Origin of the sequence: Mucilaginibacter sp. PAMB04274 (genome assembly GCF_039634385.2) — a bacterium.
GTDB lineage: Bacteria > Bacteroidota > Bacteroidia > Sphingobacteriales > Sphingobacteriaceae > Mucilaginibacter.
Window position 1 is genome coordinate 3214767 of the sequence record NZ_CP155081.2, and the last position, 20920, is coordinate 3235686.

Sequence of the window (20920 nt, forward strand, 5' to 3'; positions counted from 1 at the left end):
CCCATTTACTCAAAAAGCATCCGGTGTCTTTAGTCGTATTTTCCCGCACTCGTTTATATGGCATGCTTGGTTCCGGGCTCATTTAAACGACATGTAACATTGCTTGCTACTCGAAATGCAGGCTGAACATTAAGCTATGTAAAAACAGCTTATTGATGGGTGCCGCAAGCGGTGTATTTCCTCCCACCAGCACGTTACCAAAAGAATTGCCCACCTTAATTTCTGGCGACATCTTGAAATATTCGAAATAAATATCAAAGCCAAAGCCGGCTTCATAAGAAGCGAAGCCACGTGTGTTCCTTAACCGTTGCTGTAAAGGCGCTTCGTTCTCATCGGGCTTGCCTTTGCTTACTGCCATAGAATATTTTACGCCGCCTAAAATATACGCCCGAACGTTCCCGATCCGGTCAGACCGTAACTTTAACAGCAGCGGTACATCAACCGATGTGGTTTGCACCTGCCTGGTCAGGTTATCACTGCCGTTTTCGAAGGTATAATTCAGTTCTCTGTCAGCAAATACCAGTGCCGGTGTGGTACGGGCTTCTAAATTTTCCGAAAGACGGTAGCGAGTAATAAATCCAACCGAAAAGCCGGGTGTACTGCGTGAACTGATACTGGTAAGCGGGCTGGTTAAATTATTACCCGTTTCAGGGTCGCGTATGGGTGTGCGCCAGTCGGGCTGTTTAATAATCTTGTAATCCTGCCTTATGTATTGAAAGCTAAAACCAAAGCTCAGATCATTTTGATCGGCACCCCCACCCCATGACTGCGCCTTACCAAAATGATATAGCAGCATAGCTGCAACAAATACTATAGCTTTCTTAACACCCATCATCACTTTACACCTGTATATATAGAACAAATACCAAAAGCCAGCGGACGGTTTTTAGTTTGTTTATAACCTACCTTATTCATCATTGCTACAAAGTCTTTCCCATCCGGAAAAGCGGCTACCGACTCAGGGAGGTAAGAGTAAGCACGGGCATCTTTAGAAAAGATTTTCCCAATGCCAGGCGTGATATAATTAAAATAAAAATTATAAAGCTGTTTAACCGGAAACACCCTTGGTTTCGAAAACTCAAGCACCACCACTTTTCCGCCCGGTTTAAGCACCCGCAGCATATCTGCCAAACCTGTTTCCAGGTTCTCAAAATTGCGCACACCGTAAGCTACCGTAATGGCTTCAAATTCATTGTCGTCAAATGGCAGCTTTTCCGAATCGCCTAAACGCACTTCAAAGCGGTCACTTAAATTACGTTTCGCTATTTTTTGTTTAGCTACCTCCAGCATACCGGCAGAGATGTCCACGCCAATAATCTTTTCTGGCTTTAGGATGGTTAAAGCCTCAAACGCAAAATCACCGGTTCCGGTGGCTACATCTAATATGCGCTTGGGCTTAAGTTCCTTTAATTCGTTTATAGCAATTTTACGCCAAATGATATCGATCCCCAGCGACATAAAATGATTCAAAAAATCGTAAGTTTTAGATATGTTATTAAACATATCGGCTACTTGCTCCTTTTTGGTTGCCTGCTGGTTTTGGTAGGGCGTTACAGTTTTATTCATTACGCTGTAAAGATAGTGATTTTGTAGTTTGCTGTTTTAAGTTGGCTGCCATAAGTTGGGATTTACTAACAACCTGAAACAAATTAAACCGCTTGCCAGTTTACCCAACAATAAAACACAGATGATGATAAACGAAGATACTACCGGCGATTTATTCGAAGACAATAACACCGGCAACACCGAAAACGGCAACGATAACCTAAAAGGATCCAATACAGAGAAAGACCCTGATGACTGGACTACCGGTGATGAACCAATGACCGGCGCGCAGAAATCGTATCTTAAAACACTATCAGACGAAGCTAATGAAGAGTTTGATGAGAACTTAACTAAAGCAGAAGCCTCTAAACGCATAGATGAACTGCAACATAAAACCGGCCGAGGACTAAGCTAAGCCAAGCATCCGAACTATTAATGAAACTACCTGCTACCGAGATTAAGAAGATAGCCGTTTTTCGCGCGTTGCAATTGGGCGATATGCTGTGCATTATTCCAGCCATGCGAGCATTACGCTATGCCTACCCTACTGCACATATTACATTGATGGGTTTGCCCTGGGCCAAAAGTTTCACCGAACGCTTCAGCAGCTACTTTGATGACTTTATTCACTTCCCAGGCTTCCCGGGCTTGCCTGAACAACCTTTTGATGCTAAAGAAACTGTAGCTTTTTTAACAGGTATGCAAGGGCAGTTCGATTTGCTGCTGCAAATGCAAGGCAATGGAACGGTTATAAACCCGATGATGGAGTTATTTGGTTCGAGATTTACAGGCGGTTTTTATACGCCTGGCGATTTCGCTGCTAATACCGATTACTATATGCCCTATCCTAATTATGGCCCCGAACCCGAGCGCCATGTGTTATTGATGGAGCATTTAGGCATACCCGCCAAGGGCAACGAACTGGAATTTCCGCTAACTGAACAAGACCAAGCAGACTTTGATGCCCTGCAACTACCGCTTGAACCAGGCAATTATGTTTGCATACACCCCGGCTCGCGTGGAGCTTGGCGCCAGTGGCCAACCGAGCACTTTGCTACTTTAGCGGATTACTGTGTTGAGCAGGGTTATACCGCTGTACTAACCGGTACTGCGGGCGAAATGCCTATAGTAGAGAGTGTAATTGGAAATATGAAACACCCAGCGCTAAACACGGCTGGAACTACAGCCCTGGGCGCTATGGGTGTACTTATTAAAAATGCACGCCTGTTGGTGTCTAATTGCACCGGTGTGTCGCACATGGCTTCGGCTTTCCAAACACCAAGCATTGTAATTAGCATGGATGGTGAGCCCGACCGCTGGGGTCCCATCAACAAACAAGTACACCGTACATTAAATTGGATTGAGCACCCCAACTTTGACCTGGTATTTAACGAGACAAAGGATTTATTACAAAAAGCTTAATATATTTCAACCATCCGGTTGGTATTAGCAAAATTGCTTAACAGCTTTAAAATGCTGTTGCCAGCCGGATTTTCTAAAAAGCCTTTATCTCCAGGATTTACATAAGTACCAAGCTCGGCCATTTCCTCTGCATTAGGCGCTTTAAAAGCCATATTCCATTCCGGAAAAAGACGTTCGGCTATTTCGCCTTCTGTCATTTTCAAAATGTTGGTATGACGGTCGTCTGCAGCTATGATGTTATAGGCTTCCTGTAATGCCAACTCCTCTCCTTCGAGCACTTGTATAAAAGTACCTCCTCCATAAAGCAGCAGTCCTGTAAGGTTACGGCGTTCGTTATTTTGACGGCTTACCGTAAGGATGTCGAGTAATTCATCCTGATTCAGCATTTTAGTAGCCGAACTGATGTAGACAAGGTATTTCATAGGGTGTAACAAAAGCTGCAAAGATATAGCTTAGGCGTAAACTCTACATACACTGGCCCGCATCATCAGAATATAGTTAGTATAATTACTTAGCTACGACACTTAAGCGGCTAATGGTAGCTTTTCTTCAACCAGTTCAATGAGTCGGCTCATGTCAAACGGCTTTGGTAAAATGCCGTCAGGTTTTATTTTTTTAAAGTAATCGCCCAGATCGTCCATACCACTGCACATTACAACTGGAATAGCATGCGTTTCGTCTGAAAGTTTTATCTGATTACATAATTCGCGTCCGTCACCATCAGGTAACTCCACATCAAGAATAATCAGGTTAGGATGATACTTTTGTATGTGTTCAATTAATCCCTTAGCACGCGTAAGCGTTTTTACTTCATAACCCTGATCGTCTAATATCTGGCAAATCAGGCTCAACATAAACTCGTTATCGTCAACAACTAAAACCCTGTTTTCCATAATATTATTCGTTATATATGGTATGATTCAAATAACATGCCATATTTAAACCAATGGTTAAATAATAAATTAACTTACTATATTACTTTTCCACATAGAGAGGCTATCGGCTCTATTGATATGGTAACTCAAATGCATTTTTTATTTTAGGCCAATGGATGATCAGCTCAATGCTATACTTAATAACGTAAGCAAACACATAGCCTTAACCCAGGCCGAAAAAGACATATTCACGGGTATGCTGCAAACCAAACACCTTAAACGTAAGCAGCATTGGCTTGCCACCGGTGATATTTGTCGTCATTCGGCATACGTAACCGCTGGTTGCCTGCGCGGCTATACCGTTGATAGCAACGGTTATGAGCATGTATTGAGCTTTGCCCCGCCCGACTGGTGGATGGCAGACATGTACAGTTTGCTTACTAACCAACCCGGACATTTAAACATTGAAGCGCTGGAAGATACGGAAATGTTGCTACTGCCCAAAAGCAGCCAGGAAGAGCTGTATAAATTAGTACCTAAATTTGAGCGGGTGTTTCGTATACTGGCCGAAAAATCATTAGTAGCCTATCAGCAACGCCTTATTGATAACCTCAGCCTGCCTGCTGCCGAGCGTTATGACCGTTTTTGCCGCCGGTACCCTACTCTAATCTATCACTTGCCCCAAAAACAAATAGCATCGTACATTGGTGTTACACCCGAGTTTTTCAGTAAGATGCGCAAAGCAATGTAGTTGTAAGAATTTGACGCTAAGCCGGGTTATTTTGTGAACGCAAACTTTTAGGGCTTTTATTGCTTAATTACTCAATCATTAATTACATAACTGGTCACTATTTAACCTCCAACTAAAACCCTGAAAACAAATTACATTGCAGCGATAAATATGTGAGTAACTTTGCCCATTTTTTATTGAAAAAAGTTACATTTTTGCCAAAATTTTAGAGAACATAAAGAATGCAAAGCTACCAGGAATTTCTGGACCTGAGTGTGGGTTTTCCGCAGGATGGTTTCGAGATCATAGATGACGAATTATACTTTCACGACCTGAACCTGATGGAGATGATTGAAACGTATGGTACCCCGCTGAGGTTTACCTATGTACCTATCATTTCTAAAAAAATACAGCAAGCAAAACTGCTATTTCAGCAGGCTATTGTTAACAATAATTACCGTGGCAGTTATAAATATTGTTATTGCACCAAAAGCTCACACTTTAAACACGTTGTTGAAGAAGCTTTAAAAAACGATATTCACCTTGAAACGTCATCGGCTTTTGATATGCCCATGATTGATGCCCTGGAAAAGAAGGGTGTGGTGAGTAAGGATATTACAGTAATTTGTAACGGCTTTAAAACGTACCAGTACAAGCAGTACATTGTAGACATGCTGCATGATGGTTTTAAGAACATCATTCCGGTGTTAGACAACAAAGAGGAGTTTAACATCTATGATGACGAGATTGAGATGGATACACCTTGTAACCTGGGTATCCGTATCGCATCCGAAGAGCAGCCCGATTCGCAGTTTTACACATCGCGCCTGGGCATACGCATGGAGGATGTGATTGATTTTTACTATAATAAGGTAGAAAAGAACCCAAATTTCCGGGTGAAGTTACTGCACTTTTTCATTAACTCCGGCATATCAGATACGCCGTATTACTGGAATGAGTTAGAGAAATACGTTACGCTATACTGTAAGTTCAAAAAGATAAACCCTGAGCTGGATACACTCGACATTGGCGGTGGTATGCCTTTTAAAGACTCGCTGGTATTTGATTTTGATTACGAATACATGATCAACGAGATTGTGAAACGTATTAAAGAAATTTGCGGTGAGCACGATGTAGAGGAACCGGATATTATTACCGAGTTTGGTAAATATACCTGTGCCGAAGCATCGGGCATACTTTATAAAGTATTGGGCCGTAAACAGCAAAACGACCGCGAAAAGTGGCTAATGCTGGATGGATCATTCATCACCAACTTACCCGACGTTTGGGCGCTTAACCAAAAATATATATTACTGCCCATTAACAACTGGGACGCCGAGTACGAGCGTGTAAACCTTGGCGGTATTACCTGCGACGGACAAGACTACTACAACCAGGAAGCTCACATGAACAGTGTATTTATGCCAAAAACGCGTAAGGTGCAGTATCTGGGCTTTTTTAATACCGGTGCTTACCAGGAGGTATTGAGCGGCTACGGCGGTATACACCACTGCCTGCTGCCTTCCCCTAAACATGTACTCATACGGCGCAACCGCGATGAGACCTTCAATTTTGAAGTGTTTGGCGAAGAGCAGAACAGTAAACAGGTTTTAAAGATTTTAGGTTACACCACCTAATTGTATAAAAGCCCTCAAAATTTGAGGGCTTTTTTGTTTTATTTGTAGCTCACCTTATACACATGGAACATATCCCCGTTCATAAGCTGCAAAGCAGCACAGGCTTAGGCTTTGAAATTTGGCATTCGGGCGACAAGGGTTTTAAAAAAGATGGCATGCGCTTGGGAGCACATCGCGATGACCACTACATCTTTTTTTTAATGGAAGAAGGCGAGGCTTCACTTATGGTCGATTTCACAGAGATCTGCATTGCTGCAACGTCTGTCTATTACGTTTTACCTGGGCAAGTACATCATGGTATAAAAAGTGTGAGCGCGGCAGGCTGGTTCCTTGCTGTTGATACGTCGCTCATTTCGGTAGATTTTAGAACCGTGTTAGAGAATGGGCTGCTTATGCAACAACCAAGGTTGCTGGATGCTGATTATTACCAGCGATTTGTTACCATAGTTAAATTTTTACACCAGCAATTCAGTAGCGATAATAACAAAGCCTTTTCTACACACTTAACACAAGGGCTGCTTAACTCCTTTTTAGCGATGACGGCATGCCTGTACAGCGACCAGATAAACGGGGTACCAACCACTACCCGCCCAATGCTTATTGCACATAATTTTAAAAAGCTGCTTACCGAAAACTTTATGAGCATTAAAAGTCCGGCTGCTTATGCAAGGCTGCTTCACATATCGGAATCTTATTTAAACGAGGCTTTAAAAAAAATTACAGGCTTACCTGTATCTTACTGGATACTGCATGAGGTGATGATTGAAGCTAAACGACTGCTTTATTATAGCCAACTCAATATTAAGGAAATTGCACACCAGCTCGGTTATGATGACCATACTTACTTTTCGCGCCTTTTTAAAAAGGCTAACCAAATAACACCGCTGGCTTTTCGGGAGCTTTACCGAAAATAGTCCAATCTATACCCCGCTTTATCTATTTGCCGGCAGGCATTATCACGGTTTCTTTGTAATCATAAATCTTATACAATGACCGACAAATTCCTGCAACACTTTAGAAAAAAAGCGGCCAACTTAATTGATGGCAAACTCGCAAAAACTGGAACGGTATTAGAAGTACGTAAATGGGAACCATCAACCATTATAGAGGTAGACCTCCATTTACCGCAAACCGTTATGGACGACTGGAACGAAGTTCCATACATGAAGTGTAAGGTTGATGACCTTACCTACCGAGATTACACCCCATCCGGCTGGGATGCCGAAACGCAAACCTGCACCCTGTTTATAGACGCCGGACATGCGGGCCCTGGCAGTCGCTGGGCGCAACAGTTACAAAAAGGCGATAAAATAAGCTACCTGGGCACTAACAGTACACGGCAAACACCCTCTTCCACATCGGCCGTAATATGCCTGGGCGACGAAAGCAGCATAGGCCACCTGCTGGCCATGCAACAGCTTACATTGCCCCAAACCCGGTTTTCAGGTGCTATTATTATTGACAACGACCAAAACCGAAGCTTATTTAAGCAGTTTTTTAAATCGCCATTGCAACCTATACCCCGTACTGATGTTTGTGGTCATCATTCGTTAACAGAATGGTTGCTGGAACAGACTTGCTCCATACAAAACACACTGTTCTATATTGTTGGTAATAGCCATATGGTTACCCAAATGCGCAAATTGCTTCGAAAGCAGGGCTATCAATCAAATCAAATTAAGTGTCAGGGCTTTTGGTCGTAAAGGCAATATGGTTTACAAAAGCTGTGCATTTGATTATACCTTTATCAAACAAATAAGGTAATTTAGCATTGCTTTAACGTAAACCTGCTTAAGCCATGTTAAACTACAAATTCAGCCTGTTATCTGCCTTATTATTTTTAAGTTGCTGCACCGAACATCCCAAGCATCAAGCAACAAACCAACAGCAATCTGCACAACCCAAAGACTCGGCTTATACATACAAAAAGCCATCGCCAAACGGTATTGGCAAAATGTACAAGGGCCGCGAGATAGCGAAAGTAATTAGCTTTAGCGGCGCTGGCTGGCTGGAGCGAGATACGCGGAACCAGGAAGAAAATGTAGAGTTAGCGGTTAAGTATTTACCGGTTGATAAAGAAAGCGTAGTGGCCGATATTGGTGCAGGTACGGGCTTTTACACCTTCAGGATTGCCCCGAAAGTAAAAAAGGTACTGGCCATTGAATTGCAGGACGAAGCATTGGACTACCTGAAGCAACGCAGCCAGAAATTAAAGCTAACAAATGTAGAGGTGGTGAAGGGTATGGAAAAAGTCCCTAACCTACCAGACAGCAGTATTGACCTGGCCTTGATGGTTGACGTTTACCACGAGCTGGAGTATCCGCATGAGTACTTGCAAGCCTTGTACAAAGCACTTAAGCCTGGCGGCAAAATAGTGATGTTGGAATATAAAGGTGAAGATCCTGAAGTGCCTATCAAAGAGCTGCACAAGACTACTACAGTACAAATAAGCAAGGAGCTAACCGCTAACGGCTTTACCTTTGTAAAAGATAAAGCCGGCTTGCCTATGCAGCACTTTTTAATCTATCAGAAGAAATAATTAGTTCGATTGATTATTAATGAACGTTACTGTACGCAGCAGGTGTAAACCGTATGTCTACGAGTCGCTTAACAAACATGCTCAAACTGCGGCAGTAGTCCTCTAAACGATACCTTCTGTCTTTACTGTTTATTAACTATCAAACTTGTCCAGTAATTTTAATAACGTTTCGAAATCCTTTGGATATGGAGCGTTGATAACCACTTGTTTTTCCTCACTAACTTTAAACGTTAACTCGAAGGCGTGCAGGGCAAAGCGTTTCATGATAGGCAGTTCTTCCTGATCTTTACCCAAATGGTATTTGCGCTTGAGCTGCGAAAGGAATACAGGCTTGCCTTTATACATTTCATCGCCGGCTATGGATGCGCGCTGTGTGGCCAAGTGAATGCGGATCTGGTGCATGCGGCCTGTCACCGGTCTGCATTCTACCAAAGTATAATGCTTAAAATATTTTAACGACTGAAACCACGTTTCGGCACGTTTACCCTCCTGCCGACTTATAGACACGGTGTTTTTACCGGTGTTGAGAATAGGCAGATCAACCAGCAAATCATCAAACACGTGGGTGCCTTCTATAACGGCGTGGTACACTTTCTTTACCTGGCGCCGCTCAAACTGCATAGACACTAAACGATAGGTTTCGGGATTTTTTGCAATAATTAACGCGCCTGATGTTTCTTTATCCAGGCGGTGACAAATTTGTGCATCTTCCCAATAATTTTTGGCCAGCCTGAGCATACTGATCTCGCTGCTGCCATCGCCACGCTCATCAAGCGAGCTGATGAATGGCGGTTTATTCACTACAAACAGGTTATCGTCTTCGTATATAATGAGGTCAGTAAACTTCGGAATTTTCATACTTACAAATAGGGTACAAAAATACGGTTATTATCGCAATACTTTAAGTCACTGCAGCAGCAGTTGTAAGATTATGCGTTTACAACACAAACAAACTACTAGCCAATAAGTTAAACAGTTACTATCCAACAATTTAAAGAAACAATGCCATGAGTACAAAATCAGCAAGGCCGGTAAAAACGAAACAACAGAACTTGTTTGACAAAGTTAAAACTGCTGTCAGCGATATGTGGGACTCCGCCGCTCACAAAGCAGAGGACTTAAAAGAAGTAGCAGAGGATAAGATTGAGGATATTAAGAAGAAGGTGAGCGCTAAAAAAGTACCGGCTGCCAGGAAACCATCGGCTGCCAAGCAGCTAGTGAGAGACACGGCACCATCTTTAAAAAAGGCTAAAGTTAATTTGGCTGATGTAAAAAAAACTGCAGCTATGGCAGCCACGCAACCTAAAGCAGAAAGCGTTGTTAAAAAGACCAATTCCAAGAAAGCAACAACATCTGTGGTTAAGAAAAAAGCGAGAACTACAAAGTAAGACTTAACTGCTTGATAGAAATACTCGGCTGCCTATTAGAACATCTCTTCTCCGTTGAGATAATTTTGGTTATTTATAGGTAGCAGTGGATAAAACAACAAGGCGCTTACCTGATGAGATAAGCGCCTTGTTTAATATTTCTAAATTATTAATTTGCAATAGTTGGCAAATACTCAAACTTGTATCCTACCCCTTTAACCGTTGACACATAGTCTTCGCCTAATTTCTCGCGTAGTTTGCGAATGTGTACATCGATGGTACGGTTGGTAACTACTACAGAGTCTTCCCAAATATTTTTAAGGATCACATCGCGGGTGTAAACCTTTCCGGGTTTTGAGGCCAGCAAGTAAAGTAATTCAAATTCTTTTTTGGCAAGCACTACTTTAGCACCTTTTTGATAAACCAGGTAGCTTTCACGATCTATAACCAGGTCACCTACCTCAAGCTTATTGTCAGACACTTCATCAGTACCTGCATTGCGGCGCAGTATGGCGTTTATACGGCTCACAAGGGCACGGGGCTTAATAGGCTTGGCTATGTAATCATCAGCGCCTACGTTAAAGCCTGCAATTTCCGAATACTCTTCGCTGCGGGCAGTTAAAAACACCATAAAAGTATTTTTAAACTCTGGCATGGTGCGCATAATACGGCAGGCTTCTATGCCGTCCATCTTAGGCATCATAATGTCCAGCACAATTAAATCAGGCAACACTTTCTTTGCTTCAGCAACTGCTTCTTGTCCATTATGGGCTAAATGCACCTGATAACCTTCTTTCTTTAAGTTATATTCTATTAACTCTAAAATATCAGGCTCGTCATCAACAATTAATATCTTTTGTTTCGCTGTAGTGCTCATCAGGTCGAATTTTGGCATAAAGGTAATACCAAAAGAAAAGCAAATGGTTAAACCATTGTTAATAAATTGTTAATGCTTAATATTTACTTAAAGTTTAGCGAAGGTTTTGTTAAAAAACTCTTCTAAACTCTTGCCTGATAAGTTCTTGGCAATAATCTTTCCCTGCGGATCTATAACGAAATTCGATGGAATAGCCTCAATATGGTACAGTCGTTCAGTTGGTCCTTCAAACTTTTGCAGGTCTGACGCATGCTGCCAGGTTAGCTTATCAGCTGCTATAGCTTGCTGCCAGGCGGCCTTTTCCTCATCTAAAGATATGCCCAGGATATTTAAGCCTTTGCTTTTGTATTGGTTGTACAGGCGCACAACGTTAGGATTTTCCTGACGGCAAGGCGCACACCATGATGCCCAAAAATCAATCATTACATATTTACCTTTGTAATCAGATAATTTAACCGGCCGGCCGTCAATGCCTTTAGTGGTAAACTCAGGTGCGTTATGACCCACTGAGATTGGCTTAACTGCTTCCATTTGCTTCACAAATTGCTGTACGGAGGCATTCTCTTTAAACTTGCCTTCCAAGCCATCGGCATACGCAACCAACTGGGGTTCATACTTATAAGGGTCGAGCGACATAGCAGCGTAAAAAGCAGCCAATGAGCTTTTGTTCTTGTCTATAAACTGCAATACCTCGGTGCTGTAATTGGCCATGTTCTTTTCAAACATGGGCTGGTAAATCTTCAGCAGTGAGTCCTGATTTTTGGTTTCCTGTGCCTTGGCCTGAAACTCGTTCACAACCTTAGAGTTCATTTCGCCATACTTGTTGCTGAAGGTGTTAAACTCCTTAATTTTGTCAGACTCCTGCGAACCTGTTACTGTGTAAGCATGGCCTTCATTTTTTAAGTCTGTCTCAAAAGATATATCATCGCCGTTTTGTGCAATCAGGTCAAACAGCGTTCCGCCTACGCGTACCTTAAATAGGTTGGCGGTTGGCGATTGGTTCTTGAACGTAAACTTTCCATCCGAAAGCTCTACAGAATCGATGATGCTCACTTGAGAAGTATCAGCACGTAGCAGGTAAGCCTTTTTAGCTTCGCTGGGATTTTTGATGGTACCTTTAATAGTAAAGGCCGATTTATCTTTACAGGAATACATACCCATGACGGCTAACGCCAGGCTGTAGGTAATGATGTGTTTCTTCATTATTGAGCTTGTAGTGCTTTAATTAAAAGCTGATTTGTTTTTTGCGGATCTATTTTACCCTTGGAGCGTTTCATAATCTCGCCCATGAATAAACCTAATACGCCTTTTTTACCTTTTTGGTATTCAACCACTTTATCCGGAAACTTGGCCAGTGCTTCTTTAATGAAAACATCCAGTTCGTCGCCGTTATCACTGATGATCAAATTCTGCTCTGCAGCAACCTGTTCAGCCGTTTTAGTAGCATCCTGCAACAGTGCCGGAAATATCTTATGAGAGGCTACTGTATTGTTTACCTTGCCTGCATCAACTAATTCAATTATGCCTGCCAGTTGCTGCGGAGTTAAAGTAAGCGAATCAATGGTTCGGTGATGCTCATTAAGGTATGATTTAACTGTACCCATTAACCAGTGGACCGCCGATTTGTAGTTAGCTGTACAAGCTATTAATTGCTCAAAATATGTTACGAGGTCATGATCGGCCGTAATTACTGATGCATCATACGGCGATAGGCCCAATTGCTCAATATACTTGTGGTAAAGCTCCTCGGGTAACGCGGGCATACCTTGTCGAATTTTCTCAAGGTATTCCTCGCTCAACATCAACGGTTGCAGGTCGGGCTCGGGGAAATAGCGGTAATCATTAGCCATCTCCTTGCTGCGCAGAACAGATGTTTCGCCTGTATCGGCATTAAAATTCAGCGTATTTTGGTCAATATAACCACCTGCTTCTATAATGTCTATTTGTCGTAAAAACTCATGCTCAATGGCGCGCTGTACATTGCGTATCGAATTCAGGTTCTTTACCTCGCAGCGGTTGCCCAATTGGGTGGCACCTTTTAAACGTACAGAGATATTAGCATCGCAACGCATGCTCCCCTCTTCCATGTTACCATCGCAAATGCCCAGGTAACGCAGCAGCTTGCGCATTTCGGTGAGATATTGTACCGCTTCTTCGCTGCTGTGAATATCGGGTTCTGATACTATTTCGAGCAGGGGCACGCCGGCCCGGTTAAGGTCAATAAGTGAATGCGTATCATGCTGATCGTGCATACTTTTGCCCGCATCTTCTTCCATATGAATATGGTGTATGGCAATTTGTCGCTGGGTGCCGTCATGCAGTTTTACGGTTACATGGCCGCCCGTAATAATCGGGTGCTGATCCTGGCTGATCTGATAGCCTTTGGGCAAGTCGGCATAAAAATAGTTTTTGCGCGCAAAGTTGTTGAAGCGATTAACCTGCCCGTTGCAGGCGAAGCCTAACTTCACGGCGTATTCCACTACTTTTTTATTCAAAAACGGCAAGGTTCCGGGATGACCTAATGATACCATACTGATGTGCTCATTAGGACCTGCGCCAAACTCGGCACTATCGGCCGAAAAGGCCTTACTTAAGGTTGATAGCTGCGCATGTACTTCCAAACCCACTACCAGCTCGTACTTTTCGCTTGCTTCGGTGCTATTATTAATCATTGTTCCAATACAAGTAGTTATGCCTACCCTAACGTGGCAAATATAAATTTATTCAGCAGTTATCGACCTAAAAACGATAGAAAGTTTGGCGGGTGTACATGCGAACAGCCAAAATGTTGCGCAACATAAAAATAATCTGCTGTAAATCCGCGCTGGAGTAAACATCAGTTTCTTGTAAAACTCTTGTTAGCTCGCCAACTCTTTAGGTTATAATCTACCTGCTAAGCACTCAATTATTTACATTTGCCACCATATATAAATATAGCCTTAATGAAGATTGAAACGCTGGCCATACATGCCGCCAACCATACAGATACCGCTACATCTGCCGTTATACAGCCCATTGTATTAGCCACTACATTTGAGCGCGATGCCGATGGCGGATATAGCAAAGGTTACAGCTACAGCCGGGCGGGTAATCCGAATCGTAACGCTTTAGAAACTGTGCTGGCCCAATTAGAAGGCGGTGCTGAGGCTGCGGCCTTTTCATCTGGCAATGCCGCCGGTATGGCGGTGTTTCAGTCGCTTAAACCTGGCACGCACATTATAGCACCTAGTGATATGTATCATGGGTTGCGCAACCAGTTAAAAGAGTTGTTTGTGGACATTTTAACGTTTGATTTTATTGACCTCAATGATGAAGCGTTATTACAATCTACAATCAACGCTGATACCGGCTTAGTTTGGATTGAAACCCCTTCAAACCCGTTGTTAAAAATAACCGATGTTAAACAGATAATTGCTATAGCACATGAGCGTGGCATCAAGGTAGCGTGCGATAATACGTTTGCTAGTCCGTTAGGACAACAGCCGTTAACCCTTGGTGCCGATCTGGTAATGCACTCCACTACCAAATACCTGGGTGGCCACAGTGATTTAACAGGCGGCGCTTTAATTACTGCACAAACCGGTACCTGGTGGCAACGCATACTGCAGGTACAGCAAATGGGTGGCGCCATACCTTCACCAAGCGATTGCTACTGGCTTACGCGGAGTATTAAAACATTGCCCTACCGTATGCGCGGCCATACGCACAATGCACAATTGCTGGCCCAATTTTTAGAGCAGCATCCCCAGGTTGAGCAAGTGCTTTACCCGGGTTTGCCCTCACACCCACAACATGAGTTGGCAAAAAGCCAGATGCTGAGCTTCGGCGGTATGCTTTCTTTTATGGTAAAAGGCGGGCAGGAAGCGGCAGAAAAGGTATTAAGCCATACTAAACTCTTCACCTCGGCCACTAGCCTGGGCGGTGTTGAAAGCCTGATTGAACGCCGTGCAGCTATCGAAGGCCCTGATACTAAAACACCTCAAAATTTGCTGCGCGTTTCGGTAGGGCTAGAACATATTGACGACCTGATTGAAGACATGCAAGCTGCCCTTGAAGCCAGGTGATTGCTTAAGTTTATTGCGTGTACAAATCGTTAAAAAACGTTATGCGGGCGACTTTCCAATTTTTCTTACCATAGTCACAAAGTCGCCTGTTTTGCCAAAAGAATAACCTTTTTTTAGTCCCCAGCTTATAAAATCGGCCAGGCGCTTAATGAACGGATCGCCGCTATTGCGCACCACATAACCAGGAAAACCAAAACGCTCAGGCTGATTCAGGTCGGTAAATTCCCACGGATGGAAATACAGGTTGAGGTAACCATCCTTACGGTGCGTACTTGCGCTTAGCATTTTTAGGAGAGCCATTGGCAAATTATGAAAGCTTAACCAGAACAAAGGAAAGCGAACAACCGGTGATACCGATGAGGGTAACTGCAGCACGTTATGGTGGTAAAACCAGGTACGCGGCTTGCTAAAATTATTGTACCTGCCCGGCAACCAGGTTGGGTTAATGGATGAATTGTAAACATAACCCGCTTTTTCAATCTCGCGCTCGTCTACCGGCATCATACGTGCCATGCGGTAGCCGGTTACCTGAACACCGCTAATCTCTTCTAGCTTTTGTTTGGATAGTAGCAGGTGCTCCGGTTTGAAATCGGAATGATAATAGCCGTGCGAAGCCAGTTCATGCCCTTCGTTAATAATTTGCATCACTATCTCGGGCCTATGCTGTGCATAATTGGCCGTTGTATAAAATGTAGCCTTTACGCCGGCATCTTTCAATACTTTTAAAATGCTTAAAGTGCCGGTGGTTGATATGGAAAGCTGTTCTTCGAACGGAATGCTCTTGCCATACTCAAAAGGCATATCAAATTCCTCAATATCAAAGCTTAGCAAGATCATGGTTAATGCGTTGTAAATTGGTAGAACGTATAATATAATTAGGCCGCTGCTTGGCCTGCATAAACAGTTTACCCAGATAGGTACCTATGATGCCCAGTACCATCAACTGTAAACCACCAAAAAATACAATGGTAGTTAACATGGACGCCCAGCCGGAAACTGCATCGCCCGAAAAATAGCTGATTAATATATAAGGCATATACAGCAGCGCCATTACAGAAAAGAACATACCCAAACCCGTGGCTATATACAGCGGCCTTACGCTGAATGCGGTGATGCCCTGCATGGCAAAGTTAACCATTTTTTTAAGGTTATATTTGCTCTTGCCCGAAAACCGGGCCTCGCATATATAATGTATGCCGTACTGCTTAAAACCAAGCCATTTAACCAAGCCCCGTATAAATAAGCCGTTCTCGTTTAAACTGGTTAGTACATTGGCCACTTTACGGTCAATGAGCCTAAAATCGGCCGTACCTTTTTCCAGCTTAGTATCTGAAAGTGAATTAAGCACACCATAAAAAAGATCAGACGATTTGGTTTTAAAGAAAGTGGCTTCGTCCTGGTACTCGCGGCAGGTGTATACTACGTCGTACCCTTCCTCCCATTTTTCCAAAAACTGCGGAATCATTTCGGGCGGGTGCTGCATATCACTGTCCATACTGATAATGGCATCGCCATCGGCATAATCATAGCCGGCTTTCAACGCATTTTGGTGACCAAAATTGCGCGACAGTTCCAGGTAATACAGGTTGTTGTCTAATCCCGCCAGCGCTTTCAAACTGTTTAAGGTTCCATCGGAGCTGCCGTCATCCACGAAAATCACTTCATAATCGTAGTTTATGGTTTTTAATACTGTAACAAGACGTTCAGCTAAAACCTCGATATTTCCTTCTTCGTTAAAAGACGGAATCACTACAGAAATCTTCTTTCTCATCTATTGGGCCACGTAAACTGGTTGCCGGTTAAAGTTCCGGGTTAAAATTTCGTATATTATTCTGAGCCATATCGCAAAGCAAGGCAGAGCCTTTAATGCATATGGCTTTATGTAGGTTTTATTGATAAATTTAGGAAACAGGTCTGATGGTGACAGGCTGGTAATAACCAGCGCGAATATAAGCAAGCTAATCTCCAACTTGGTAACCGGCCGGAGCAGGTTCATGTACCATATGGCTACACCCATAAAAGCTATGATATAAGTAGGCGACTCGGACCCGGTGCTGAAAATTACGGTAAAAATCAACGTAGATGCTAAAAGCAACAGTTGATAAGGCGCTTGCCGGTAACTGTGTATTTTTAAATAAGATGTACCAAATAACAACAAGGCCGGTACCATCACTATGAGGTTTGACAGCTGCGGATATTGGAAGATACGGCGTATCATACCCATTACGCTTATATCTTGCATGGTTGAGGTGGCGTTAAGCGCATTTTTTTCTACCAAACTGGCGTACCAATCGTAATAACTTTGCATTACAAACGATGGTGACGAGAACAGCATGGGCAGCGCGAAAAGCACAATACCCCAAAATATAAGTGACAGAATAAATTTCAGCTTATTATCTGAAAAGAAGAAAAATGCCAAACCCACAATGCCGTAAAGCTTAATATATGTACCGGCTACAATTAACAGCGCTGCCCAAAAATCCTGCCTGCGCCTGATGAATACATAACTCAGCACAATAATCCCTGCCATCATGGGGTTAAACTGCACGTTAAAAGATGATGTCATAAGCTCGTGAGCGCAAATGAGCAACACGGCCGTTCGCTGAGTGACCGATAGCGGCAAAAGCAATATAGCCTGGTACAACACCCACGCATTTACCATTACCCATAAAATGGAACCAAGGGTATCGGGCAGTAAGGTAAAGGGCGCTATTACAAGCGCAAACAATGGACCGTAATGGTTGGTGTCTAAAAAATACCTGGGCTGAGGGGCATACAAATTAACCTGGTGTACCAGGTTAATGAACGTATACTTATAAATGTAGTAGTTGTTGATATGCTGATGAAGCGCCTGTTTCAGGATAGCGAAAAAGCTCAGCCCAAACCAAATAATGGTTACAAAAATCCGGTTGCTGAACAGCTTTAAAAATTTAGACATTAAAAGCGGACTGTCAATTACTTGTTACAAATATAGCAATATGTTCTTTAATTGACGGGTTGCCATACCAGTGTTACAACGGCTTATATAAATATACTATTTCTTATTATTTTAGCCACACGGATCAGTATTCTATTCCCTTAAAGTACCGTAAAATGGAGAACCTGCACATTGTCTTTTGGCTATTGAAAGATATTGGCTGGTGCCTGGTGTGGAAACCTTTAGGGCTGGTTATGATTATCCCTACCCTGTTTATTTCTATTGTGATTGCCTACCGTACCCGCGATATGGTGGCTGAACTGTGCCACAACCTGGCTATAACCTTTTGGATAAGCGCCAACTCGTATTGGATGATCAGCGAATTTTTGGGATTTGATACGCACACCGTTTATGGTCATATCACTTACAAAAACCTTACGCTTCTCCCGTTTATGATGGGCGTATTTTGCCTGGCATACTATTACGCTATCTGGAAGCCAAGGAACCCGGATGCCATTGAAACGATGTAGTGTAGTATAAACAACAAAAGGCTTCTGTAAAGAAGCCTTTTGCAATTAATCAATAGTTAGCAGAAATCTACTAAAAAACTCTAACTATATCTATTACGCCGTAGCTAAACTGACCCCCGTTAGCTGATCGGCGAAGGCAACGAATGCCTTGCTATCAGATATACGTTGCTGATGAATGATCAGATTTTTCAAATTAATTTTTCCTTTAACAAATTTAAAATCGCCCGAATAGAAGCGTTCATGAATATGAATAAAGCCTAAATCCTGCACCAGGTATTCGTCTTCATAACGTAGATAAATGTTTAGTTCCACATCATTGGTGAAGTTCAAATCCTGTGCTTTCTCGTGCGCCTTTTTATACTCGTAACCATACCCATAACGCAATGCGGCAATGTCTGACAGCACGGCCGAGCCTGTCGGGTGTCCGCCTGCCCCCTTACCAAAAAAGAATTGCTGGTCGGCAAATGCGGCCTGTACGGTTACGCCATTGTATTCGTATTCTACGTTGTATAAAAACTCGGTATCGTTTACAAACTTAGGCAGCACAAAAAGCGCTACGTGCTTATCATCAAGTTCTTTGGCAACAGGCACCAATTTAATCTTTAACTTTTTTTCGCGGGCGTATTGCAAATCATAAGCCGATAGATTTTGAATGCCTATGTTCAGCACTTCTTCGGGCTTAACCACTATGCCGTAGGCATGGGCGGCAGCAATAACCAGCTTAAACTTTGCATCATAACCACCTACGTCCATAGTTGGGTCGGTTTCGGCAAAACCTAAGTCCTGAGCCTGTTTAAGGGCGGTATCGTAATCCAGGTTTTCGATAAAACCTTTGGAAAGAATATAGTTTGAAGAACCGTTAAAAATTCCACTTATAGAATGCAGCAGTTCGTTATCATAATATTCTTCCAGGTTACGGATGATGGGAATACTACCGCACACGGCACCTTCATAAAGCAGGGAGGTGCCGTGTTCCCTTTGCAGGTTAATGAGTTCCTGTAAATGCAGTGCCACCATTTTTTTACTGGCTGATACTACGTTCTTACCGGTAGATAAAGCTCTTGATGCGATCTCAAAAGCGGCTTCGGTATCATTGATCAGCTCAACAACGGTATTGATTTCCGGATCTTCTAAAATTTCGTCGCGATCGGTTGTGAAAAGTTCGGCAGGTAAGGTTCTTTGTTTGTTAGGGTCCTTTATGGCAATCTTTCTTATCTCAATATTCAGTTTTTTAGTTCTGATGATGTCATATAATCCTTGTCCAACAACGCCAAATCCAAATAAACCAATAGTTAGTTTTTTACTCATTAAGCTATCTTTTGTAATTCAATAATTTTCCCTCTTACATCGGTTTTGATGAATGAAGAGATGATCTTAGTTAGGGTTTCTGTTTCTATTAAAAAGCCATCATGCGCATAAAACGAGTCAAACTCAGCGTAAGCTGCCTTTGGTATATGCTGAAATAAGTATTGCTGCTCCTCTACCGGGAATAAAATATCAGACTTGATGCCGATAACCAGCGTCTGCGCTTTGATGGTGCCAAGCGCTTTCTCTAATCCACCGCGGTTACGACCGGCATGGTGCGAGTCCATCACCTTGGTTAAGTACCAGTAGCTGTAGGCGTTAAAGCGGTTCACCAGCTTATCGCCCTGGTAGCTCTGGTAGCTCGACGCGCGGTAATTATCGGTGATATCATCATCTTCTTCGTGCTGTTTGATATTATAGGCCTTGTAACCTCTGTATGAGAGAAGGGCCATGCTGCGGGCTGCCTTGAGACCTGCGCTGCCGCCATCAGGTGTTCCGTTGTTAAAGGTAGCGTCGGCGTTAAGTGCCAGGCGCTGCGACTCGTTAAAGGCAATGCCCCAGGGCGAGTGTTTAGCATTAGTGGCAATTAAAATCAACTGCTTAATGCGTTCAGGTTCTATAATGCTCCATTCCAATGCCTGCTGGCCGCCTAATGAGCCACCTATCAACACCCAAATATCTTTAATACCTAAATGCGCTGCCAGTAAGCGGTGCACATTGGCCATATCACGCGTGGTATACTGCGGAAAAGATAGGTAGTAAGGTTGACCAGTAGCCGGGTTAATGCTTAACGGGCTGGTAGTACCATAAGCAGATCCCAATACGTTGGCGCAAATGATAAAATGTTCGTCAGGATTAAAAAAGTAACCCTCGCCTACCAAACCTTTCCACCAGTCAAACACATCTGAGTTGGCGGTTAGGGCGTGGCAAACCCAAACCACGTTATCTTTGGCTTCGTTCAACCGGCCATAAGTATGATAGCCTATTTCAAGGTTCTCCAGTTTCGCTCCTGATTCCAGTTCAAAAGTGCCGTTGTATCGGTATGTCTGTATACTCATTGTTATTTTAAACCGGCCCGCCTGGCTTACAAGCGGTACCGGTCATACTATTAA

23 protein-coding genes are annotated in these 20920 nt (G+C 43.1%); 10 read left to right on the forward strand and 13 right to left on the reverse strand.

Translation table 11 applies throughout. From position 1 onward, the window contains the following. Positions 1 to 106: 106 nt before the first annotated feature. Positions 107 to 835, reverse strand: coding sequence for an outer membrane beta-barrel protein (locus ABDD95_RS13515; protein WP_345947860.1), 729 nt, complete (start codon positions 833 to 835; stop codon positions 107 to 109). Then, the gene (gene ubiE / locus ABDD95_RS13520; protein WP_345947861.1) at positions 835 to 1566 is read right to left on the reverse strand and encodes a bifunctional demethylmenaquinone methyltransferase/2-methoxy-6-polyprenyl-1,4-benzoquinol methylase UbiE; all 732 of its coding nucleotides are present in this window, start codon (positions 1564 to 1566) and stop codon (positions 835 to 837) included. Before ubiE ends, ABDD95_RS13515 begins: the two co-directional genes overlap by 1 nt. Positions 1567 to 1687: 121 nt before the next feature. Here ubiE and ABDD95_RS13525 point away from each other — a divergent pair, with 121 nt between their 5' ends. Next, a complete protein-coding gene (locus ABDD95_RS13525; RefSeq protein WP_345947862.1) occupies positions 1688 to 1960 on the forward strand; it encodes a DUF3072 domain-containing protein in 273 nt (90 codons plus the stop codon). 20 nt (positions 1961 to 1980) lie between these two features. Then, positions 1981 to 2967 (forward strand): glycosyltransferase family 9 protein, encoded by a 987-nt coding sequence (locus ABDD95_RS13530; RefSeq protein WP_345947863.1) that lies wholly within the window; start codon positions 1981 to 1983, stop codon positions 2965 to 2967. Here ABDD95_RS13530 and ABDD95_RS13535 read toward each other — a convergent pair. Together ABDD95_RS13535 and ABDD95_RS13540 are read right to left on the reverse strand one after the other, a co-directional pair. Continuing rightward, positions 2964 to 3389, reverse strand: a complete 426-nt coding sequence (locus ABDD95_RS13535; RefSeq protein ID WP_345947864.1) for a BLUF domain-containing protein — start codon at positions 3387 to 3389, stop codon at positions 2964 to 2966. The genes ABDD95_RS13530 and ABDD95_RS13535 overlap by 4 nt on opposite strands. A 102-nt stretch (positions 3390 to 3491) precedes the next feature. Beyond that, on the reverse strand, positions 3492 to 3860 hold the full coding sequence (locus ABDD95_RS13540; protein WP_345947865.1) for a response regulator: 369 nt from the start codon (positions 3858 to 3860) through the stop codon (positions 3492 to 3494). Between the two features lie 154 nt (positions 3861 to 4014). Here ABDD95_RS13540 and ABDD95_RS13545 point away from each other — a divergent pair, with 154 nt between their 5' ends. The 5 genes from ABDD95_RS13545 to ABDD95_RS13565 all read left to right on the forward strand — a co-directional run bounded on the left by ABDD95_RS13545 (position 4015) and on the right by ABDD95_RS13565 (position 8748). Continuing rightward, positions 4015 to 4593 (forward strand): Crp/Fnr family transcriptional regulator, encoded by a 579-nt coding sequence (locus ABDD95_RS13545; protein ID WP_345947866.1) that lies wholly within the window; start codon positions 4015 to 4017, stop codon positions 4591 to 4593. A gap of 221 nt (positions 4594 to 4814) precedes the next feature. Further along, positions 4815 to 6209 carry an arginine decarboxylase gene (locus tag ABDD95_RS13550; RefSeq protein ID WP_345947867.1) on the forward strand — a complete coding sequence of 465 codons (1395 nt, stop codon included), beginning with the start codon at positions 4815 to 4817 and terminating at the stop codon, positions 6207 to 6209. Positions 6210 to 6271: 62 nt separating this feature from the next. Next, a complete protein-coding gene (locus ABDD95_RS13555; protein ID WP_345947868.1) occupies positions 6272 to 7123 on the forward strand; it encodes an AraC family transcriptional regulator in 852 nt (283 codons plus the stop codon). Between the two features lie 75 nt (positions 7124 to 7198). Continuing rightward, entirely contained in the window at positions 7199 to 7912 is a 714-nt protein-coding gene (locus tag ABDD95_RS13560) for a siderophore-interacting protein (protein WP_345947869.1), read from the forward strand. Between the two features lie 95 nt (positions 7913 to 8007). Further along, on the forward strand, positions 8008 to 8748 hold the full coding sequence (locus tag ABDD95_RS13565) for a class I SAM-dependent methyltransferase (protein ID WP_345947870.1): 741 nt from the start codon (positions 8008 to 8010) through the stop codon (positions 8746 to 8748). Positions 8749 to 8880: 132 nt separating this feature from the next. On the opposite strand, the gene ABDD95_RS13570 is transcribed toward ABDD95_RS13565, so the two are convergent. Then, positions 8881 to 9606, reverse strand: coding sequence for an RNA pseudouridine synthase (locus tag ABDD95_RS13570; protein WP_345947871.1), 726 nt, complete (start codon positions 9604 to 9606; stop codon positions 8881 to 8883). A gap of 149 nt (positions 9607 to 9755) precedes the next feature. On the opposite strand from ABDD95_RS13570, the gene ABDD95_RS13575 reads away from it, so the two are divergent. Beyond that, on the forward strand, positions 9756 to 10136 hold the full coding sequence (locus tag ABDD95_RS13575; protein WP_345947872.1) for a hypothetical protein: 381 nt from the start codon (positions 9756 to 9758) through the stop codon (positions 10134 to 10136). Positions 10137 to 10284: 148 nt separating this feature from the next. Here ABDD95_RS13575 and ABDD95_RS13580 read toward each other — a convergent pair whose 3' ends face one another. The 3 genes from ABDD95_RS13580 to gatB all read right to left on the reverse strand — a co-directional run bounded on the left by ABDD95_RS13580 (position 10285) and on the right by gatB (position 13664). After that, complete coding sequence (locus ABDD95_RS13580; RefSeq protein ID WP_345947873.1) at positions 10285 to 11010, reverse strand: response regulator transcription factor; 726 nt, start codon at positions 11008 to 11010, stop codon at positions 10285 to 10287. 69 nt (positions 11011 to 11079) lie between these two features. Beyond that, on the reverse strand, positions 11080 to 12195 hold the full coding sequence (locus tag ABDD95_RS13585) for a TlpA disulfide reductase family protein (protein WP_345947874.1): 1116 nt from the start codon (positions 12193 to 12195) through the stop codon (positions 11080 to 11082). Next, positions 12195 to 13664: an Asp-tRNA(Asn)/Glu-tRNA(Gln) amidotransferase subunit GatB gene (gene gatB, locus ABDD95_RS13590; protein WP_345947875.1), complete on the reverse strand. Its 1470-nt coding sequence runs from the start codon at positions 13662 to 13664 to the stop codon at positions 12195 to 12197. Before gatB ends, ABDD95_RS13585 begins: the two co-directional genes overlap by 1 nt. A gap of 270 nt (positions 13665 to 13934) precedes the next feature. Between gatB and ABDD95_RS13595 the strand changes: the two genes are divergently transcribed. Then, a complete protein-coding gene (locus ABDD95_RS13595; RefSeq protein ID WP_345947876.1) occupies positions 13935 to 15056 on the forward strand; it encodes an aminotransferase class V-fold PLP-dependent enzyme in 1122 nt (373 codons plus the stop codon). 39 nt (positions 15057 to 15095) lie between these two features. Here ABDD95_RS13595 and ABDD95_RS13600 read toward each other — a convergent pair whose 3' ends face one another. From ABDD95_RS13600 to ABDD95_RS13610, 3 genes are read right to left on the reverse strand one after another with little or no spacing between them, the layout of a single operon-like run. Next, positions 15096 to 15893 (reverse strand): polysaccharide deacetylase family protein, encoded by a 798-nt coding sequence (locus ABDD95_RS13600; RefSeq protein WP_345947877.1) that lies wholly within the window; start codon positions 15891 to 15893, stop codon positions 15096 to 15098. Continuing rightward, positions 15874 to 16827, reverse strand: coding sequence for a glycosyltransferase family 2 protein (locus ABDD95_RS13605; RefSeq protein WP_345947878.1), 954 nt, complete (start codon positions 16825 to 16827; stop codon positions 15874 to 15876). Before ABDD95_RS13605 ends, ABDD95_RS13600 begins: the two co-directional genes overlap by 20 nt. Next, complete coding sequence (locus ABDD95_RS13610; RefSeq protein ID WP_345947879.1) at positions 16828 to 17994, reverse strand: glycosyltransferase family 87 protein; 1167 nt, start codon at positions 17992 to 17994, stop codon at positions 16828 to 16830. Between the two features lie 155 nt (positions 17995 to 18149). Here ABDD95_RS13610 and ABDD95_RS13615 point away from each other — a divergent pair, with 155 nt between their 5' ends. Then, positions 18150 to 18503: a hypothetical protein gene (locus ABDD95_RS13615; RefSeq protein WP_345947880.1), complete on the forward strand. Its 354-nt coding sequence runs from the start codon at positions 18150 to 18152 to the stop codon at positions 18501 to 18503. A gap of 93 nt (positions 18504 to 18596) precedes the next feature. On the opposite strand, the gene ABDD95_RS13620 is transcribed toward ABDD95_RS13615, so the two are convergent. After that, positions 18597 to 19811: a homoserine dehydrogenase gene (locus tag ABDD95_RS13620; RefSeq protein ID WP_345947881.1), complete on the reverse strand. Its 1215-nt coding sequence runs from the start codon at positions 19809 to 19811 to the stop codon at positions 18597 to 18599. Then, complete coding sequence (gene metX / locus ABDD95_RS13625) at positions 19811 to 20866, reverse strand: homoserine O-acetyltransferase (protein ID WP_345947882.1); 1056 nt, start codon at positions 20864 to 20866, stop codon at positions 19811 to 19813. Before metX ends, ABDD95_RS13620 begins: the two co-directional genes overlap by 1 nt. Positions 20867 to 20920 lie beyond the last annotated feature (54 nt).

What these genes read in the sequence shown, in the direction of transcription:
- ABDD95_RS13570 (WP_345947871.1), bottom strand. Translation starts at nt 9,606, where the DNA reads ATGAAAATTCCGAAGTTTACTGACCTCATTATATACGAAGACGATAAC.
- ABDD95_RS13550 (WP_345947867.1), top strand. Translation starts at nt 4,815, where the DNA reads ATGCAAAGCTACCAGGAATTTCTGGACCTGAGTGTGGGTTTTCCGCAG.
- ABDD95_RS13560 (WP_345947869.1), top strand. Translation starts at nt 7,199, where the DNA reads ATGACCGACAAATTCCTGCAACACTTTAGAAAAAAAGCGGCCAACTTA.
- ABDD95_RS13545 (WP_345947866.1), top strand. Translation starts at nt 4,015, where the DNA reads ATGGATGATCAGCTCAATGCTATACTTAATAACGTAAGCAAACACATA.
- ABDD95_RS13515 (WP_345947860.1), bottom strand. Translation starts at nt 835, where the DNA reads ATGATGGGTGTTAAGAAAGCTATAGTATTTGTTGCAGCTATGCTGCTA.
- ubiE (WP_345947861.1), bottom strand. Translation starts at nt 1,566, where the DNA reads ATGAATAAAACTGTAACGCCCTACCAAAACCAGCAGGCAACCAAAAAG.
- ABDD95_RS13620 (WP_345947881.1), bottom strand. Translation starts at nt 19,811, where the DNA reads ATGAGTAAAAAACTAACTATTGGTTTATTTGGATTTGGCGTTGTTGGA.
- ABDD95_RS13595 (WP_345947876.1), top strand. Translation starts at nt 13,935, where the DNA reads ATGAAGATTGAAACGCTGGCCATACATGCCGCCAACCATACAGATACC.
- ABDD95_RS13610 (WP_345947879.1), bottom strand. Translation starts at nt 17,994, where the DNA reads ATGTCTAAATTTTTAAAGCTGTTCAGCAACCGGATTTTTGTAACCATT.
- ABDD95_RS13525 (WP_345947862.1), top strand. Translation starts at nt 1,688, where the DNA reads ATGATGATAAACGAAGATACTACCGGCGATTTATTCGAAGACAATAAC.
- ABDD95_RS13585 (WP_345947874.1), bottom strand. Translation starts at nt 12,195, where the DNA reads ATGAAGAAACACATCATTACCTACAGCCTGGCGTTAGCCGTCATGGGT.
- ABDD95_RS13615 (WP_345947880.1), top strand. Translation starts at nt 18,150, where the DNA reads ATGGAGAACCTGCACATTGTCTTTTGGCTATTGAAAGATATTGGCTGG.
- gatB (WP_345947875.1), bottom strand. Translation starts at nt 13,664, where the DNA reads ATGATTAATAATAGCACCGAAGCAAGCGAAAAGTACGAGCTGGTAGTG.
- ABDD95_RS13575 (WP_345947872.1), top strand. Translation starts at nt 9,756, where the DNA reads ATGAGTACAAAATCAGCAAGGCCGGTAAAAACGAAACAACAGAACTTG.
- ABDD95_RS13565 (WP_345947870.1), top strand. Translation starts at nt 8,008, where the DNA reads ATGTTAAACTACAAATTCAGCCTGTTATCTGCCTTATTATTTTTAAGT.
- ABDD95_RS13605 (WP_345947878.1), bottom strand. Translation starts at nt 16,827, where the DNA reads ATGAGAAAGAAGATTTCTGTAGTGATTCCGTCTTTTAACGAAGAAGGA.
- ABDD95_RS13530 (WP_345947863.1), top strand. Translation starts at nt 1,981, where the DNA reads ATGAAACTACCTGCTACCGAGATTAAGAAGATAGCCGTTTTTCGCGCG.
- ABDD95_RS13540 (WP_345947865.1), bottom strand. Translation starts at nt 3,860, where the DNA reads ATGGAAAACAGGGTTTTAGTTGTTGACGATAACGAGTTTATGTTGAGC.
- ABDD95_RS13535 (WP_345947864.1), bottom strand. Translation starts at nt 3,389, where the DNA reads ATGAAATACCTTGTCTACATCAGTTCGGCTACTAAAATGCTGAATCAG.
- metX (WP_345947882.1), bottom strand. Translation starts at nt 20,866, where the DNA reads ATGAGTATACAGACATACCGATACAACGGCACTTTTGAACTGGAATCA.
- ABDD95_RS13580 (WP_345947873.1), bottom strand. Translation starts at nt 11,010, where the DNA reads ATGCCAAAATTCGACCTGATGAGCACTACAGCGAAACAAAAGATATTA.
- ABDD95_RS13555 (WP_345947868.1), top strand. Translation starts at nt 6,272, where the DNA reads ATGGAACATATCCCCGTTCATAAGCTGCAAAGCAGCACAGGCTTAGGC.
- ABDD95_RS13600 (WP_345947877.1), bottom strand. Translation starts at nt 15,893, where the DNA reads ATGATCTTGCTAAGCTTTGATATTGAGGAATTTGATATGCCTTTTGAG.